Genomic DNA, 16,107 nt, shown 5'->3' on the forward strand with positions numbered 1-16,107 from the left:
GAAGGTTGCGCGAATTTCCCATCTGCCCCGATACCCGGACGATGCGGAGCGCCGATCGAGGCCCCGCAGCCACCCCGCGACCGGGCGGGTCGCCTCGACCGACCGGAAGGCTCTGCGTCTCAGGACATCTCGCAGCAACCGGTGACCCCGCAAAGGGTGCTTGGCCAAGTGAACATTCGCGGGGCACACTCTAAGTAACGACGTCCGGCGCCGCCGGTCGAACGCGGGGGCGAGGTCCGAGAACACATGAGGATTCGGCCGAGGCAGCAGTTGCTCGAGCTGTGGCGAGCGATACTGGCCTACTCCTATCGCAACGGAACGTGGAAGTGGGGCGGGCGCGACGGCGCGAACTCCATCAGCGACGCCGAACAGCTGCTCTGCCTGCTGTATCCGGCCACCGAGATCGAAGCGTTCGCGCTGGACCAGCCGAACGACATGAGTCCCGACGTGCGGTCCGCGCTGGGCCCTTTCGGTGAGGAGACCCGCATCGGCGGCGTCCTGGTCGCCTTGGTGGAGGACTATCTGCGCCGCTACACCGGACCCGACGGCGAACCGGTCTTCGCCAGCGGTACCTACTTGCGTTGCGGCGACGACAGTTCGCTCACCGCGCAGCAACAGGCGGTGGAGGTCGTCGACTCGTACTCGATGTCGTTGAGCCTGTGCATCGCGGCGCTGCGGTTCCTGCGCGGGTTCCTGCGATTCGTCAGCGGCGAGGTCCGGTTGGAGGCCAGGCAGCTGCGCGAGCGGATTCCCACGGTGATCGAACAGGTCAGTGCGCGGCTCACCGCGGCCATGGCGGGCCTGATCCGCAGTTTCGTCATCCACACGCCGGAGCCGAAGACCGAGTACGGGCAGTCCATCGTCTACATGCTCAATCAGTCCCGCACGCCGTCCGACGAGATCATCGGCCGGTTGTCGACGCAGCTGGAACGCCTGCGGGTGCAGGCGGCCAACGAGGTCAGGCTCAGTCAGACCTCCGAGATCGATGTCGCCGACGACGGGCGGCTGTTCGAATGCGGATGGAGTTGGGGCATCGTGCGCAGCGCCGAACCCATCGCTCTCGTGCCGGGCCGGGTCAGCAGCACGCGCGGGTACGCCGAATCCCGTCCCTACCTGTACTTCACGGCCGTCGCCCTGGACGGCATCATCGACCTGTCCTCGCAGCGTATCCGGGAACTCGATCTGCTGACCGACGAGCAGCGCACCCTCGCCGACGCGCTGCAGCTGCGCTTCGAGCTGACCCGCAACTACTGGTCGAGGGTGGCCCGTTTCGACAGTGGCCGCTGGCCGCTGGAGGACATCCCCTGGCGCACCTCCGACGGCGAGGAGTCGGAGTACTTCAGTCTCGTGGTCGCCGCCGTGCTCATCCAGGACCTGGTCTACCGGGAGAGCACCGAGGATCTGGCGCGCACGGTGTCGGTGCTCGACCAGCTGGCCCGCCGCGGGCGCATCACCAGCCGGTTCACCGTCGGTGATCCGGCCGCGCCGCTGCACTATCCGGGTGTGCGATTGAACCTGGCGGGCAGCGAGGACGTCGCCGGCGGGGCCCCGCTGATCTGGTATGTCCCGGATTTCGCGACCATGCTGCTGAAACGCTGCCTGGAGGCCGCTCGCCTGCGCACCGACGTCGACACCCGCGACCGGCTGATGGCGCTCGCCGAGGCGGCGATGGATCACCTCGACCAGCGGGTGCTGCGGGACGGCCCCGCGGTCGGCCTGTGGGACGACATCGGCAGGTTGGTCGGCGCGGGCGGCACAGGGCCGGAAGGCCCCTCCTGGTTCGTCACAGAGCGCATGATGGAGTGCCTGGTCATCGCCTACAGCACTTTCGAGCAACCGCCGCTGGCGCCGCAGGCGATGGTCGCGCGGGCGGTGGACCTGCTCAGCGAGGCCGAGCATCTGCTCAACCAAGAGGAACTGGAGGTCGAGGGCCAGGATCTCTCGCCGAAACAGGCGGCGATCAACCGGATCAGGCAGTCGCTCGACCGGGCCCGCCGCGTGCTGCGCGAACGTCCCGGCACCGCCTACAGCCTGGCCACGCAGGCGTTGGTTCAGCTCGACGAGCTGGCGTACGCCCGCAGGGACGCGACGCGGTAGGGGTGGCATCGTGCTGGTGTTCTCCACCTCCGACAAGGGCGGCACCGGACGGTCGGTGACCAGTTGCAACATCGCCTACCGGCTGTGCCGTTCCGGCCGCAACGTCGCCTACGCCGACTTCGACCTCGGCTCACCGACGGCGGGCGCGCTGTTCGAGATCGGCGCGGCCGAACGCGGCGTGCCGCGCGGCGGCGTGCACTCCTACCTGCTCGGCGAGAGCGGGACCGTCGCCAGACTCGACGTCGGCGCGGCCACGGATCGGCCGGAACTGCGCCGCATCGGCCCCAATGCGGGACGGCTGGTGCTGCTGCCGGGGGACGAGGGCGGCGCCGAATTCCTCACCGACGACGACGCGGTGGTCCAGCGGTGCGCGGAACTGCTGGTGGCGCTGGATCACGAATTCCGCGTGGTCGTCGTGGATCTGAGCGCGGGCCGTTCCGCGGCGCTGCAAATCGTGTTGCAGGCGACGGCCCTGCCGCAACTGCGCGGCCTGACCACCCGATGGCTGATCTTCCACCGCTGGACGCGCCAGCACATCCTCGCTGCCGCCGGACTGGTCTACGGCTCGCACGGACTGCTGAAGGCCGGAGCCGAGTGCGGCCACGACCCGGAGGAGTTGCTCGGGTCGGTGCGTTACGTGCGCACCGCGGTGCCCGACGCCAACTGGGACGGTGTCGCCCAGCGCCCGGCGCAGGCGGCGTGGCTGCAGGAGCAGGACGCCGCGCTGCGCCGGCTGGCGACCGCCAAGCGGCTGGGCACGACGGCGGTGCTCGGCTCGACCCCGATCGAGCCGGTGCTGCAGCGGCGCGAACAGCTCATTCTCGACGCCGACGTCAACGCCCAGATCGCCAACGAGCAGACCGCGCAGGCTTATGCCGAACTCGCTCGGCGACTGGTCGACAACGCGACCTGGGAGAGGCTGTAGATGCGGGATACACAGGGCTACAGCGAGGCCACCGAACAACCGCGCATCGCACAGGTCCCGTTGTCGCACTTGTCGATCGAGGTCGGGCATTTCTATCTCAACGACATCGTCTCCGACATCGAACGGGTCGGCGCGGAGTTCCGCCGCATCGTCCCGCTGGTGTCGGCCTTCACCGAGGCGGCCAAGGTGCAGTTCGGTCCGAACGCCCGGGTCAGCACCTGCTATCTGATCGACGACTACTTCCAGCCCGACACCGATCCCTCCGCCGTTCTCACCAAGCTGCTGGGCGCCGCGGACGAGGCCGGATTGGTCATCGACTATCTGGCCAGGGAGTCGGCCTGCTGGCGCGCTTCGAGATTCGTCGACGGTGTGGCATTCGGTGAGCCGATTCCCGTGGCGGAGATGGTGGCCGCCCGCATCGTGGCCGAGCCGGCGCCGCCGAGCACCGGCCGCAGGCCGCCGACCGCGGAGTCGGGCTGGCTGTGCAACGGGCGGCGGTCGTCGGAGGACGAACGCGGTCAGGCCATGCGGCAACGGGTCTACCAGCCGCCGGAGGAGTTCGGCCGGCGGGAGCATTCGATCTTCCTCGACGTGGAACTGTGGAGCAAGCACGTCGTCGACGGGGTGGCGGTGACGCGCTGGTCGTGCCCGTTCCTGGCGGCGGTCTGGCATCTGCTGCGGCTGGGCATGCTGCGCTATCACGGTGCGGCCGTGGTGGATCCGCAACCGTGGCGCCGCGTGGATCTCCCGCCGCGCCGCTGGCCGGACCTTCCGCCGGTGGTGCAGCTCAATCCGTCCGCCGCGCCGTTCGCCGCCTACAAGACGCTGTCGATGCTGCCCAAGCGGTACATCGCGATCGAGCACGCCGTGCGGCTGGTGCTCGACCATCTCGATCTCGACGACGACGTGGTGGAGCAGACCATCGCCCGCGGCGGCGACGAGCTGCCGCCGGTGCCGGTGCCGCGCGCGGTCAGCGAACGGCTCTCGCACCTGCTGCTCGACGGAGCCTGACATGGCCTCGACCACGCCTCTGGTCGTGCTCGGTGAAGTACGCACCTGCCTGCTGCCGTCGGCGACCGCGCTGACCGGACCGGAAGCCTGTGATTTGCTGGCGCTCATGCCTGGCTGCACGGTGCGATGGCGGGAACGGCCTGGCACGCTCGCGGTGTCACCGACCACCGCGGTCGGCGTCGACTGCGATCTGGCCCTCGGCGAGCAGACCGCCCACATCGTCGGGACCGTGGCTACCAGCGCGGTGCTGTCCGGCGGCCGCGTGCTGCAGTCCAGCGCGCGCACCCAAGTGGTTCGCGCCGCCAACCGGCGCAGACAGACCTGGTCGCACTACCTCAGCCGCAAGGGCGTCACCGAGGTCATCAGTCGCCTGCCCGAGCGGACCGGCAGCGCGGAGGCGTTGGCCGAAGGCTACCTCACCGGCACGGTCGGCGCCGAGACGCTGGACCTGGCCTCGATCAGTGAACGGCTGCTCGCCCGCCTGCGCGCCGACACCAGGCTGGACCAGAAGCCGCCGGTGCGGGCGGGCGCCACCCGTCTGCGCTGGGTCGCCTGGATAGGCGGCGGCGCGGGGCCGACGGCCAAGCTGCACTTGGACGACCCCACGCTGCGCACGGTCCGGATGATCGTGCGCGACGAAGCGGATCTGCTAGCGGCGCAGCGCTTCTGCGAGGATCTGGCCGCGCACGACTGGTTGCTCACCGTCGTCACCGACGCGCTGGCCGAGGCCGATCGCTTCCCCTCGCACAGCCGCGAACGTACCGACATCCTCGCCCCCGTGCTGGAGGATCTCACCGGACTGTGGATGCCGGGAGCGCACACTCCGGCGTCGATGCGGACGCTGTGGCAGAAGTTGCAGACCGATCCCGGGTTGTCCCGCCAGTGGAACGCCCTCGTCGCGCGGCTGCAGAACAGCATCGCCGTCGCGACGCTGGAGGCATTGCGGCACAAGGCTTTCGACACCGAATGGTGACGGGCTACATCCGGAACCACTTGCGCACCAGCAGCGCGAAGAACACCGACATCGATACCGTCCCCGTCCACGCTTCCACGGCGAACAACGGCCGGGCGACCGGGCGCAGGTTCTCGGTGTCGCCGGGGCCGAGGGGATTGATGAAGCCGGTCACGCAGGTGTAGACGGTGGCGGCGGGCGAGGGAATGCCGCTGAAGAACAAAGCGGCGACGGTGAACAGCACCACCTGCACGGCAACCCAGCCCAGCAGCCAGAACGGCCGGTACCCGTAGCCGCACAGCACATACGACAATCGCCCCGCCCAGCGCCGCCAGCCCGGCGGCAACGCGAGAGTGCGCGCCCGCGCCAAGCGCAGCCCGCAGCGGTCCTGTGCTTCGTCGTCTTCGTTCATCCGGTACAGCGCGGCCCCTCTGCGGTAGGCGAGGGCCGCGTGCGCGGGCAGCCGCGCCGCCGAGAGTTGAGCGCCCAACTGCTCGTATTCCTCGGCCAGCATGGTGTTCTGCCTGCTGCTCAGCCGCAGCGGGCCGCGGAACTCGATCTCCGCCGCCAGTAGTGCCGCGGGGATCGCGCTCGGCACCCGCCAGCCCGCCTCGTCCGGTTGGGGTTGCCGTGCGGCGGCGTAGAGGTGCCCGAACACCAACGAGTCGGAGTGCCGCCGCGTGCTGGGCGGGTCGTAGTCGGCGAGGATCGCGTCGGCGTGCGCCGCGAATCGGCCCAATTCCACCTGCTCGGTACGGTCACCGCGATCGAGCTCGGCGGTGTATTCGTCCGCGCGCCTGGTGATCCGGGTGGATATGGATGCGACGAAGGGCGAAATCTCCCCCATGTCATGAGTCTAGCGGTCGGCCTCTCAACCGGTATTCGAAAACGTCGCGCGGTTCGCCGGGGCCGAAATACCGCTCGTCGCGCTCGACGAACGCGAACCCCGCTTGCTTGAACAGGTGGCTCGCCAGCTGATTGTCCGGCCGGACGGTCAGATACACGACTTCCGCTCCCACGGCCCGGCAGGTCTGCAGCGTGCGGTCGAGCAGCGTGCGGCCGTAGCCGCCGCCCTGGTAGCGCTTGGCCACCGCGAAGGTGAACAGCAGCGCCCGGCCGGATTTCTCCAGCGTCAGCGCGTACCCGATCACCGCCCCGTCGATCTCCGCCACCAGCCATTCGGATCCGTGCAGATCGAACAGCTGGCGCAGCATCAGATACAGATACGGCTCGGCGAACACCTCGGCCTCGATGGCCGCGATGTCTTCGAGATCGGCGAAGCAAGCCTGCCGGTATGTCGGCTGAGGCGCTTTGGCGATGTTCATCCGCTCCCTACTGCCAGGGCATAGGCCGTCCGGATTCCAGCTTAGAACGTCGATCACCGAGCGGGGTCAGTGTAGAACCAGCGGAATCCTTCGCGGGCGCGGCGGGCCGTCACGTGTCGCGGCCGGACCTCGCGGGCTATTTCGGCGGGAAGCGCAAGGCGCCGTCGAGGCGGATGACTTCGCCGTTGAGATAGTCGTTCTCGATGATGGCGGCGGCCAGCTCGGCGTACTCCTCGGAACGGCCCATGCGCTTGGGAAACGGCACCTGCGGGCCCCAGTAGGCCTCCAGTTGGTCGGCGGCCTTGCCGTACGCGGGGGTGTTCACGGTGCCGGGGGCGATGGTCATCACGCGGATACCCACCGGCGACAGGTCGCGCGCGGCAACCAGCGTCATCCCGACCACCCCGCCCTTGGCGGCGGAGTAGGGCAGTTGACCGATCTGGCCTTCGAACGCGGCGATCGAGGCGGTGTTCACGATGACGCCGCGCCCGCCGTCCTCCCGGGGATCGGTCTTCGCGATCGCGGCCGCCGACAGGCGGAGCACGTTGAACACGGCGGTCAGATAGAACTCGACGGTGGTGCGGAAACCGTCCAGCGACAGCGGCGTGCCGTCCTTGCCGATCAGGCGGCCTCCGGTGGCAGGGCCGCCGTGGGTGTCGACCGAGATGCGCAGCGGGCCCAGCGATTGCGCCTCGGCGATGGCGGTGAGCACGGAGTCCTCGTCGGTGGCGTCGGTGTGTACGTAGCGAATGCCCAGTTCGGATTCGAGCTGTTCGCCCTTCTCGTCGGCGACGTCGGCGACCACGACCTTCGCCCCCGCCGCGTGCAGGCGCCGCACGGTCGCCTCGCCCAGGCCCCCGGTCCCGCCGACGACAAGCGCGGAACTTCCACTGATCTGCATAACGTAATCCAATCTTGCAACTCGTGCTCTCGACTTGAGAGAATAATATTCTCATGACTCCCCCGGCATGAGCACCGAAAAGTCGTAGCGCCGCGATCGCGTCGCCCGGAACGGAGGCCACCAATGCCCGAAGCCGTCATCGTGTCCGCGCTGCGGACGCCCATCGGTACCGCACGCAAGGGGACGTTGCGCGACACCACCGCCTTCGACCTGGCCCACCACGTCGTCGGCGCGGTCGCCGATGGCCTCGACCCGGCCCGGATCGATGACGTCGTCCTGGGCGAGGGGCGCTACGGCGGTGGCGTGCTGGCCCGGCACGCGGCCGTGACGACGGGGCTGACCATGGTGCCGGGCCTGGCCCAGAACCGGCATTGCGCGGCGGGCATGTCCGCGGTGCAGACCGCGGCGGCCGGGATCCGCTCCGGGATGGACGAAGTCGTGATCGCGGGTGGCGTGAATTCCGAATCCACCGCTCCCAAGGCGCGATTCCGGGTCGGTCCGGACGAGTGGATCGATCCGTGGGTGTCGCCGAGTCACCCGGACCGCCCCGACGCCCCCGCGCTGGACATGTCCATCACCGTCGGCTGGAACGCCGCGGTCAAGTCGGGCATCTCCCGTGCGGATATGGACGCCTGGGCGCTGCGGTCGCACCGCAACGCGATCGCCGCCATCGACGAAGGCCGGTTCAAGGAAGAGATCGTGCCCATCGAGACCCCGCACGGCCTGTTCGACACCGACGAGCATCCGCGCCGCGACACCAGCCAGGAGAAGCTGGCCTCGCTTCGAGTGCTGCACCCGGAGATCGAAGGCTTCTCGATCACCGCGGGCAACGCCTCCGGCGCCAACGACGGCGCCGCCGCGCTCGCCATCGCCAGCGACCGCCTCGGTCTGCCCGCGCTGGCCTACATCCTGGCCTGGTCGTCGGTGGGCGTCGATCCCGCCGACACCGGCCTCGCCCCGATCGAGGCGATCACCAAAGCCGTTCACCGGGCCGGTATTTCGCTGTCGGCGGTCGGGCTGATCGAGATCAACGAGGCCTTCGCGTCGGTGCCGATCGCGGCGATCCGCGCGCTGGACCTGGATCCGGACAAGGTGAACGTCAGCGGAAGCGGCTGCTCGCTCGGGCACCCGGTGGCCGCGACGGGAGCCAGGATGATCGTCACGCTGGTGCACGAATTACGCCGCCGCGGCGGCGGTCTGGGGATCGCGGCGATGTGCGCGGGCGGTGGCATGGGTGCGGCGACGGTGGTCGAGGTGCCCGCCCCGTGACCGGATCGTGCGACGGCGCATCGGGGCGGGCGTGACCCTGGCGTCGGCGACCGTCGCCGAATTGCTGATCCAGGCGCGCGCCGGGTCGGCACGGGCGACGGGCCGGTTGCTCAGTCTGGTCGAAGGGGACCGCCGCGACGAGGTCCAAGCCGCCCTGGAGCGCCGACCCGTGCGAGTGATCGGCGTGACCGGCCCGCCCGGCGCGGGCAAGTCGACGACGATCGCGGCGCTGGTCGGTGTCTACCGGGCGCGCGGGCTGCGCGTCGCGATCCTCGCCGTCGACCCGTCCTCGCCCTACAGCGGCGGAGCGCTGCTGGGCGACCGGATTCGCATGGCCGAGCACATCGACGACCCCGGTGTGCTGATCCGGTCGCTGGCGACGCGCGGACATCTGGGGGGCCTGGCCGCCGCGGTGCCCGCCGCGATCCGGCTGCTGGCCGCGCTGCGCTACGACGTCGTGCTGCTGGAGACCGTCGGTGTGGGGCAGTCGGAGATCGAGATCGCCGCCGTCGCGGATCCCACACTGGTGATCCTGAATCCCGGCGCCGGCGACGCGATCCAAGCCGCGAAGGCGGGCCTGCTGGAGGTGGCCGATCTGCTGGTGGTGAACAAGGCCGACCGCGAAGGCGCGTCGCGGACCGTGCGTGATCTGCGTGCCGAGTCCGACGCGCCGATCCTCACGCTGGTCGCCGCGCGCGGGGAACGGATCACCGAACTGGCCGACGCGATCGAGGCGCATCATCGCGCCGACAGCCCGGCTCGGCGCGCCGCGCGGGCCCGCGCGCAGATCCTCTCCCTGGCGCAGACGCGGTTGCGCGCGCACCCCTGGCTCGACCGGCTGGCTGCGGAAGTCGCCGCGGGTGATCGCGACGCCTACAGCGCGGCCGAGCGATTGCTGTCGCCGCCCGGGTGACGTCGTGTCAGTCCTGCGGAATGCGCACCATGGCTTCCTGGGCGTAGGAAGCCACCAGCGTGCCGTCCTCGGTGAGGATGTCGCCGCGGCCGTAGGCGCGGGCCTGCGCCAGCAGCGGGCTGTGCTGGCGCAGCAGCAACCATTCGTCGGTCCGGAAACGCCGGTGGAACCAGAGGGTGTGCGAGGTGACGGCCGAGACGAACGCGGTGCCGTTGCCGCTCTGCGCGTACCCGTCCAGCGGCAGCAGCGCGGTGCCGATGAGCGTGAGGTCGGTCGCGTAGGCCGCGAGCGCGGGCGCCAGGGCGGGATCCACCTCCGGAGTGCGCATCCAGAACTCGAATTCCGGTGCGGCGGTGCCGAGATCGTCGAGATCCACGCTCGCGCGCGTCTCCCAGGGCAGCAGGTCCCAGTGCACCTTGTGCTCCGCCGACAGCAGGGCCGGCGGTGCCGCGACGGACTGCCGGTGCGGGCCCGGTTCCTCGGCGTGCAGGGAGACCGACGCGGTGGCGACGACGCCACCGGACTGTTCGGCGATCAGCGACAGTGTCGCGAAGGAGCGTCCCACGTGATGGCGGTGTACCCGGTAGCGGATCGGCTCGTCGATGCGGCCCTCACGCGCGAACACCGTGTGCAGCGACTTGATCGACTTGTCCGGGACGCCCGCGGCGGCCGCCCGGACGAATTGACCGAGCAGTTGGCCGCCGAACACCCGGCGGTAGGGCAACCGCAGATTGCGGCCCTCGAAGCAGGCGTCGTCACCGGACGGCGTCGCGGACAAGTCGAGGCAAGAGACGAGATCACTCCACAGCTCGGTCATGAGCCCGAGTGTAAGTCAAATTCTCTTATGGGAGAGTGCTATTCTCAGCCCCGAGCGAAACCGTGCGCGCAGAAGTTCCATACTTCGGACGCGGTGATCGGATGCTGCGTCTCGTCGTCGGACGCTCCCGCGGACTGCGCGGTGAACATGACGGTCTGCATGACCATCGCCGCCGTCCGGCGCGAGTTGACCTCCGGGCGCAATTGCCCCGCGTCCTTCGCCGCGTCCATCAGCTCGGTGAACAGCGCGAGCATCGGCGCGTGCGCGACCTTCACGTGATCGGGATGCGAGATCAGCAGCTGCGGCGCGAAATCGGTGAACAGCGGGCGTTGCGCCGACGGGTCCGGCCTGCACAGTTCGAACAGCAGCTCGACCGCCACCTGGAGTTTGTCCAACGGGTCGGTCTGGCCGTCGGCGGCGGCGCGCAGCTGGTCGGAGGTGCGGCTGAGCGCGTCCTCGAAGAGGGCGAGCAGCAGCTCGTGTTTGCCGTCGAACTGCAGGTAGAAGCTGCGCAGAGACTGCCGGGAGCGGTCGACGACCTCCTGCACCGTGAAGTCCGTGCTGCCCTTCTCGGTGATGATCGCCTGGGCGGCGTCCAGGAACCGCTGCACGCGCTCCTCGGCGCGCAACTTCGCCGTGCGCAGGGAGCGCTCGACGGCGCGCTGCTTCCAGGCCGGTTTCTCGCTCGGGCTGGTCACGGGCGCCTCGGTCCTCGGTCATATGGAGAGAACATGAATGCACTGTACCGGAGAACGGTGTGTCATCGGGTTCTCGGGTCGCCGTGTCCGGACAGTAAAGAGACTATCCTTTCCAGTTGCGAGAATGCTATTCTCACACCAGTCGAGCAGCGGCGCACGCACGCGCTCGCCGTCCCGGACTGGAGGAACTCGATTTGTACATCCGTTATGAGGTCGCCGACCGGATCGCCACCATCACTCTCGACCGGCCGGAGGCGGCCAACGCGCAGAACGGCGAACTGCTCGACCAGCTCGACGCCGCGTGGGTGCGCGCGGCCGAGGACGACGAGGTCGCGGTGATCGTGCTGCGCGGGGAGGGCAAGCACTTCTCCGCGGGCCACGATCTGAAGGACAAATCGTGGCCGGACCCCAGCAAGATCACCCTCGACCGCATCTACGGGCTGGAGTCGCGCCGCTACCTGGAGTACTCGCTGCGGTGGCGCAACGTCCCCAAACCGTCCATCGCCGCCGTGCAGGGCCGGTGCATCGCGGGCGGCCTGCTGCTGTGCTGGCCGTGCGACCTCATCGTGGCCGCCGACGACGCGCTGTTCTCCGACCCGGTGGTGCTCATGGGCATCGGCGGCGTCGAATACCACGGCCACACCTGGGAACTCGGCGCGCGCAAGGCGAAGGAGATCCTGTTCACCGGCAGGCCGGTGACCGCGCAGGAGGCGCGGCAGGCCGGCATGGTGAACAAGGTGGTGCCGCGCGCCGAATTGGACGCCCGGACCAGGGAACTGGCCGCGCAGATCGCCGCCATGCCCCCGTTCGGGCTGCGCCAAGCCAAGCGCGCGGTCAACCAGACGCTGGACGTGCAGGGCTTCTACGCCGCGATCCAATCCGTGTTCGACGTGCACCAGACCGGCCACGGCAACGCGCTGAGCGTCAACGGCTTCCCGATCCTGGTCCGGCTCGAGGACATGAAAGCCACCATGCAGTAGTTCCGGTGTGCCACCGGCGTCATCGTCTGCCGGAGCGCTCCGGCAGTAGTCGCACGGCCCTTGCCGCATCGAAAGGGACACGTGTCCGTGCGATCCACCGGCGATCGGGCGGTCACGCGCCCGTCGCCTTCGCTGTTCCCTTCCCGAAAACGAGGACCTTCATGCGCGATTCCATCCTTCGCAAGGCCGTGGCCTGTTGCGGCCTCGCTGTCGTGGCGGCCGCGGCGCTGACCGGCTGCGGTGACGACGAGTCGGCCAGTTCCACGTCGGGCACGTCGGCGGCCCCGGCGACCAGCGCGGCGCCCGCCCAGGCCGACGCGGCGACCACCAAGGCGATCACCGACGTGTACACCAGCTTCTTCAGCGCCGCGACGCCGCCGGATCAGAAGGCCGCGCAGGTGCAGAAGGGCGATGTCTTCCTGCCGATCCTGCAGGCGCAGGCGGGCAATCCGCAGTCCCAGGGCACGTCGGTGACGGTTTCGGCGGTGAAGCTCGTGGACGCGAACAACGCCGATGTCACCTACACGCTGTTGCTGGGCGGCAACCCGGTGCTGCCGGATCAGACCGGGCAAGCGGTCAAGGACGGCGGCCGGTGGAAGGTCGCCGCGACGACGTTCTGCGCGTTGATGACCCTGCAGGGCGGCACCTCGCCGGCTTGCTGATCGCCGCCGGCCTTTTCGGCCGCGCGTTACAACTGCGCGAGGCGCGGCGCCGAGCCCGCGGCGCGGATGTGCGCGCCCGCCTCGCGCACGAGTTCGCGCGAACTGCCGAGCAATCCGTCCAGGACCAACGTGCGCCGGACGTGCCGGTGCAAGTCGTGCTCGGCGGTGAAGCCGATGCCGCCGAGCACCTGCTGGCAGTGCCTGGCCGCGGTGAGCGCCGCCTGTCCGGCGGCGGCCTTGCCCAGCAGTGCGCCGAAGTCGTCCTCGGCGTTGTGCAGCGCGGCCTCCGCGCCCTCGAGGGCGACCAAGGTCTCCGCGAGGCGGTGCCGCACCGCTTGGAAGGAGGCGAGCGGGCGACCGAACTGGGTGCGTGCCAGCGCATGCCGCCGCGCCAGCGAAAGCATCGCGTGTCCGGTGCCGAGCAGCCACCAGCCGAGGGCGCGCCGCCCGGCCGCACAGGCCTGTTCCGGCAGCCGCACGCCGGTCGCGACGGTGCGCAGCGGCAGTTCCGCGTCGACCGTGGCGCCAGGCGCGCCGTCGCGGTCCCACACCACCCAGGCGCCCGCGAACGGCAGCGGGACCGGGCCGGGGCCAGGCCGCCCGCTGCGGTGGCGGACGACGTCGTCGAGGACCGCTGCGTGCGCGCCGGTCTCGCCGAGCAGCCGGAACACCAGCGGCACGGCCACTTCGGGCAGTTCCGCGAGCAGCTCCGGCCAGCCGATGCCGGCCAGCGCCGCGTCGAGTTCCCGGCCGGTGGCGCTCGACATGGTCTTGCGCAGCGTGTCGGTGAGCAGGCCCAGTTCGTCCTGGTCTGGCCGTGTTTCGGCCATGCTCACTCCTTTCCCAGGTCCAGCAGGCGGCGGGCGATGATATTGCGCTGGATCTCGGCGGTGCCGCCGTAGATCGTGGCCGCGCGGGAGTAGAGGAACTCGGTGCGCCACGGCGAATCGGCGAGTTCCACGGCACCGGGCAGCACCTCGCGCGCGGTGTCGAACAACCGTTGCTCGGCGGTGGCCAGCAGCACCTTGTCGATCGAGGTCTCCGCGCCGAGCCGGGCGCCGCCGGCCAGGCGCCGCTGCGTCGCGTGGGAGCGGCACCGCGCCGTGTGCAACGCCAGATACGCGGCGCCCAGTTCGGCGTCCTCGGCGATCGAGGTCTGTGCGAGCACGTGGTCCAGCCGCCTGAACAGGTAGGCGATGCGATGCCAGAAGCAGGTGGAGCGTTCGTGGGGCAGCAGATCCATCGCCACCCGCCACCCGTCGCCGGGCTCGCCCAGCATGCGATTCCCCGGCACCACCACTTCGTCGAAGAAGACCTCGGCGAACTCGTCCACGCCGTGCATGGTCCGCAACGGACGGACGCTGACGCCGGGGGAGTCCATGTCCACGAAGAAAGCGGTGATGCCGTCGTGACCGGGCCCGGTGCGGGTGAGCAGCACGCAGCGCGCGGCATACTGCGCCAGACTGGTCCAGACCTTCTGTCCGCTGACGACCCAGTCGTCACCCCGCCGCGTCGCCTTGGTGGCGAGCGAGGCCAGGTCGCTGCCCGACCCGGGTTCGGAGAACCCCTGGCACCACTGCTCGCGGCCGGACAGCAGCAGCGGCACCGTCGCCGCGGCCAATTCCGGCCGGGCGTAGGAGATCACGGTCGGCGCGAGCACTTCGATCATCGAATAGATGCCGGGTTCGGCCAGGTCGCGGGAGGCGATCTCCTCGCCGAGCACCGCGCGCAGCGCGGCGGGACCGCCCAGGCCGCGCACCGCGGCGGGCCAGCCGTAGCGCATCCAGTCCGCGTCGTACAGAGCGCGCCGCACCCGCAGCAGTTGTTCCACCTGCCCGTCCAGCGAGTGATCCCGGCCGGGAGTCAGGTCGTTGACCTCCAGCCAGGCGCGCAGATTCGACCGGAACGTGGCGACCTCGTGATTCGGGTGGCCGCTCATGCCTTGGAACGCTCGAACGCGTGCGGAATCCCGGAGTCGTGATCGCCGTTGCGGCGGATGAACGTCATCCTGCGCGTGCGCAACCGCCACCCCTGCGCGGTGCGCACGAGCGTGTCGGTGTAGTACCCGATGCGCATGTCGTGCGTGCTGTGCTCGACGAAGCACAGCGGTTGGGTGCCGGTGGCGGTGTCGCCGTCGATGTCGAGCACCGGTGTGGCGGTGAGGAACAGGCCCTTCGGCGCGGCCGCGACCAACTCCGGGAACAGGTCGAGGGTGTAGGTGTCGCCGAAGGCGCTGTAGGTGCCGTCCGGCGTGAAGACCGCCAGCAGGCCTTCGATGTCGCCCTTGGTGATGGTCACCGCGTATCGCGCCAGCACCTGCTGGATCTCTAGCAGGTCGTCACTTCTGGACATGGATCTTTCCGCCTTTCATCACGAATCGCACGTCGCGGGTGACGGCGATGTCCCGCACCGGGTCGCCGGGAACGCCGATGACGTCGGCCAGCAACCCCTCCGCCAGCCGTCCGCGGTCGTCGACACCGACCAGTTCGGCCGAGGCCACCGTCGCGGCGCGCAGCACTTCCAGCGGCGGCAGCCCCCGCTCCACCAGCGCCGCGAGTTCGTCGGCGTTGCGCCCGTGCGGAATCGCGGGCGCGTCGGTGCCCACGGCGATCTTCACGCCCGCCTTGTAGGCGGCCAGCACCGAGGTGCGGGCTTTGGGGAACATCTCGGCCGCCTTGGCCTGGAGGGCGGGATCGGCCTTCGACACGTCCATCGCGTCGGCCAGCCGGGTGGTCGGCACCAGCCAGGTGCCGTGCTCCACCATCAGATCGATCGCCTCGTCGTCGATGAGGAAGCCGTGCTCGATGCAGTCGATGCCGGCCAGCACCGCGTGCTTGACCGCGTCGGCTCCGTGCGTGTGCGCGGCCACCTTGAGGCCGCGCCGGTGCGCCTCGTCGACGATCGCGTGCAGCTCCTCGTCCGAATAATGTTGCGCGCCGGGCGCTCCGGTCAGCGACATGACGCCGCCGGAGACACAGATCTTGATCAGCTGCGCGCCGTGCTTGATCTGGTACCGCACCGCCTTGCGCACTTCGTCCACGCCGTTGGCGATGCCCTCCTCGAGGGTCAGTTCCAGCACGTCGGGGGCGAAGGCGGAGAACATGGTCGGGTCCAGATGCCCGCCGGTCGGCGTGATCGCGTGCCCGGCGGGCACGATGCGCGGGCCCTCGATCCAGCCCGCGTCGATCGCCTTGCCCAGCGCCACGTCCAGCAGATAGCCGCCGGTCTTCACGAACAGGCCGAGATTGCGGACGGTGGTGAAACCGGCGCGCAGGGTCCGGCGGGCATTGCCCACCGCGCGCAGCACCCGCAGCGCCGGATCATCCTTGACGCTCGAAGCCAGGCCGGTCTCCCCGCGCCCGCCCATGAGCAGGTTCACTTCCATGTCCATCAGGCCGGGCAGCAGGACGAGATCACCGAGATCGACGACCTCGCCCGTGACGGCGCCGCCGACACCGGCGATCCGGTCGTCCTCGATGCGCAGGACGCCGGGCCGGACGATCGCGCCGGTATCGAGGTCGAGCAGACCGGCGGCCTTCAGTGTCAGCGTCGCCACG

General features: G+C 69.8%; 17 protein-coding genes. 8 read left to right on the plus strand and 9 right to left on the minus strand.

What is annotated here, in order from left to right; genetic code table 11:
* The first annotated feature begins 246 nt into the window (after window positions 1-246).
* The 4 genes from U3653_RS09190 to U3653_RS09205 are packed head-to-tail and all read left to right on the plus strand — an operon-like array spanning window position 247 to window position 5,006.
* Window positions 247-2,097 carry an SCO2524 family protein gene (locus tag U3653_RS09190; RefSeq protein ID WP_195079186.1) on the plus strand — a complete coding sequence of 617 codons (1,851 nt, stop codon included), beginning with the start codon at window positions 247-249 and terminating at the stop codon, window positions 2,095-2,097.
* 10 nt (window positions 2,098-2,107) lie between these two features.
* A complete protein-coding gene (locus tag U3653_RS09195; RefSeq protein WP_195079187.1) occupies window positions 2,108-3,022 on the plus strand; it encodes an SCO2523 family variant P-loop protein in 915 nt (304 codons plus the stop codon).
* Window positions 3,023-4,033 carry an SCO2522 family protein gene (locus U3653_RS09200; RefSeq protein ID WP_195079188.1) on the plus strand — a complete coding sequence of 337 codons (1,011 nt, stop codon included), beginning with the start codon at window positions 3,023-3,025 and terminating at the stop codon, window positions 4,031-4,033.
* Between the two features lies 1 nt (window position 4,034).
* Window positions 4,035-5,006, plus strand: coding sequence for an SCO2521 family protein (locus U3653_RS09205; RefSeq protein ID WP_195079189.1), 972 nt, complete (start codon window positions 4,035-4,037; stop codon window positions 5,004-5,006).
* 4 nt (window positions 5,007-5,010) lie between these two features.
* On the opposite strand, the gene U3653_RS09210 is transcribed toward U3653_RS09205, so the two are convergent.
* The 3 genes from U3653_RS09210 to U3653_RS09220 all read right to left on the minus strand — a co-directional run bounded on the left by U3653_RS09210 (window position 5,011) and on the right by U3653_RS09220 (window position 7,211).
* Window positions 5,011-5,832 (minus strand): hypothetical protein, encoded by an 822-nt coding sequence (locus U3653_RS09210; protein WP_195079190.1) that lies wholly within the window; start codon window positions 5,830-5,832, stop codon window positions 5,011-5,013.
* A 1-nt stretch (window position 5,833) separates the two neighbouring features.
* Window positions 5,834-6,310, minus strand: coding sequence for a GNAT family N-acetyltransferase (locus U3653_RS09215; protein WP_195079191.1), 477 nt, complete (start codon window positions 6,308-6,310; stop codon window positions 5,834-5,836).
* Window positions 6,311-6,446: 136 nt separating this feature from the next.
* Window positions 6,447-7,211 carry an SDR family NAD(P)-dependent oxidoreductase gene (locus tag U3653_RS09220; protein WP_195079192.1) on the minus strand — a complete coding sequence of 255 codons (765 nt, stop codon included), beginning with the start codon at window positions 7,209-7,211 and terminating at the stop codon, window positions 6,447-6,449.
* Between the two features lie 123 nt (window positions 7,212-7,334).
* On the opposite strand from U3653_RS09220, the gene U3653_RS09225 reads away from it, so the two are divergent.
* Together U3653_RS09225 and U3653_RS09230 are read left to right on the plus strand one after the other, a co-directional pair.
* Window positions 7,335-8,480: a thiolase family protein gene (locus U3653_RS09225; protein ID WP_195079193.1), complete on the plus strand. Its 1,146-nt coding sequence runs from the start codon at window positions 7,335-7,337 to the stop codon at window positions 8,478-8,480.
* Window positions 8,481-8,487: 7 nt separating this feature from the next.
* Window positions 8,488-9,393, plus strand: a complete 906-nt coding sequence (locus tag U3653_RS09230) for an ArgK/MeaB family GTPase (protein ID WP_323124074.1) — start codon at window positions 8,488-8,490, stop codon at window positions 9,391-9,393.
* 7 nt (window positions 9,394-9,400) lie between these two features.
* On the opposite strand, the gene U3653_RS09235 is transcribed toward U3653_RS09230, so the two are convergent.
* Window positions 9,401-10,210: an acyl-CoA thioesterase gene (locus U3653_RS09235; protein WP_195079194.1), complete on the minus strand. Its 810-nt coding sequence runs from the start codon at window positions 10,208-10,210 to the stop codon at window positions 9,401-9,403.
* A 44-nt stretch (window positions 10,211-10,254) separates the two neighbouring features.
* Entirely contained in the window at window positions 10,255-10,908 is a 654-nt protein-coding gene (locus U3653_RS09240; protein ID WP_195079195.1) for a TetR/AcrR family transcriptional regulator, read from the minus strand.
* A 194-nt stretch (window positions 10,909-11,102) separates the two neighbouring features.
* On the opposite strand from U3653_RS09240, the gene U3653_RS09245 reads away from it, so the two are divergent.
* A complete protein-coding gene (locus tag U3653_RS09245) occupies window positions 11,103-11,888 on the plus strand; it encodes an enoyl-CoA hydratase (RefSeq protein ID WP_195079196.1) in 786 nt (261 codons plus the stop codon).
* Window positions 11,889-12,049: 161 nt separating this feature from the next.
* Entirely contained in the window at window positions 12,050-12,550 is a 501-nt protein-coding gene (locus tag U3653_RS09250) for an MTB12 C-terminal domain-containing protein (protein WP_195079197.1), read from the plus strand.
* A gap of 26 nt (window positions 12,551-12,576) precedes the next feature.
* Here the strand turns inward: U3653_RS09250 and U3653_RS09255 are convergent, their stop codons facing one another.
* The 4 genes from U3653_RS09255 to U3653_RS09270 are packed head-to-tail and all read right to left on the minus strand — an operon-like array spanning window position 12,577 to window position 16,106.
* On the minus strand, window positions 12,577-13,380 hold the full coding sequence (locus U3653_RS09255) for an acyl-CoA dehydrogenase family protein (RefSeq protein WP_195079198.1): 804 nt from the start codon (window positions 13,378-13,380) through the stop codon (window positions 12,577-12,579).
* Window positions 13,381-13,382: 2 nt separating this feature from the next.
* Window positions 13,383-14,489, minus strand: a complete 1,107-nt coding sequence (locus U3653_RS09260) for an acyl-CoA dehydrogenase family protein (RefSeq protein WP_195079199.1) — start codon at window positions 14,487-14,489, stop codon at window positions 13,383-13,385.
* Entirely contained in the window at window positions 14,486-14,902 is a 417-nt protein-coding gene (locus tag U3653_RS09265) for a nuclear transport factor 2 family protein (RefSeq protein WP_195079200.1), read from the minus strand. The genes U3653_RS09260 and U3653_RS09265 overlap by 4 nt, the downstream gene beginning before the upstream one ends.
* The gene (locus U3653_RS09270) at window positions 14,889-16,106 is read right to left on the minus strand and encodes a metal-dependent hydrolase family protein (protein WP_323124073.1); all 1,218 of its coding nucleotides are present in this window, start codon (window positions 16,104-16,106) and stop codon (window positions 14,889-14,891) included. The genes U3653_RS09265 and U3653_RS09270 overlap by 14 nt, the downstream gene beginning before the upstream one ends.
* Window position 16,107: the final 1 nt, after the last annotated feature.

It is taken from the genome of Nocardia implantans, from assembly GCF_035544775.1.
Lineage (GTDB): Bacteria > Actinomycetota > Actinomycetes > Mycobacteriales > Mycobacteriaceae > Nocardia > Nocardia implantans.